Below are 1,082 nucleotides of genomic sequence, written 5' to 3' on the forward strand. Positions count from 1 at the left end.
GCGTGAATTGAGCCGCAGGGAAAATAAATTGGGAAGCCTGGATACTCAGGCAGCCCTGCTGTCCTCAAAGGTATTGACGGATACAATCACCCAGGGCCTGCAAGCCAAACCTGCGACACGGCATTTATCCGCCAAGGTCAAAGCATTGTCCGAGCGGCAGATCGAATTGGAAAAAGATTTGACCCGCGGCATTGCCCGGGTTCAATCCGGTGTGAAAGCCTGGCAGGCAGCCGGGCAGATGGAGGCGCTGCAAAAAGGCGCAGATGCTTTTCGGGATCATTTGAAAAATCAATCAACCGCCATGGCGGACTCGCTTAGGACGCAGCAGACAATCCAGGCGTTCAACCGGATGGGGCTTGTTGAGCAGCAGGTCAAGCAGAGTATTGCCACTGCAGTATTTTCGTCCCGGCCGGAAAAATTATTGAAAAATGCTGGGACGCTTCCGCAAGCAGATGCCAAATCAGAGGCAACGCTCCGAAGCCTGCTGACGCTTTCTCAGGTGCGGCGCGATCTGGTGACAGGTATGCAGCACAAGGCGGCTGCCCAGGTGGAAATTCTCAAACAATTTGACGTGACCCGGTTCGCTGCTGAGGCCGAGACTTTTCTTGTTGCATCCCAAACAGATGCTCAGGGATTGTGGGATTTGGCAGACCTTCAAAATAGCGGCATGGTCCAGGCCGGGCAGGCGGTTGCCATGCTGGGAAAACTGCATGCTCTGAAAAACGTGGAGCAAACTGCGCGGGATGCTTTGGTGCAAAAGAGCAGCCGGACAGTGGCGCTTTCCCATCTGCGTCAGGCAGTCAATCAATTAACTGTGCTGGAGAAACAAACCAAGCGTGTCCGGGAAAGTAAAATTTTGCTGGCGCAATTTGAGCAAGGGCGCGAGCGGATGTCCGGATTGCAGGCCAAGGCGAAATCGTACCAAAAAACCGTTCAGGAGATAGGCAAGACTTTGCAAGCAATCCCAACCACAGGCGAGTCTGCCGCTGCCCGGCAGGCGGCAGATAGTCTCAACCCGGCATGGCAGACATTGCAGCAGCAAGCAACCCATGCGGTGCAGGGGTTTGCAGAAGAAAAATGGG

General features: G+C 54.5%; 1 protein-coding gene. It reads left to right on the forward strand.

Annotated features, from left to right (window positions below; genetic code table 11):
• Positions 1 to 1,082 (forward strand): hypothetical protein (locus K8S19_04545; protein ID MCD4812941.1); only part of this gene is annotated, 1,082 nt, incomplete at both ends.

The sequence above is a fragment of the bacterium genome (assembly GCA_021108215.1).
Taxonomy (GTDB): Bacteria; Oederibacteriota; JAAXVQ01; order JAAXVQ01; family JAUVAV01; genus JAIORK01.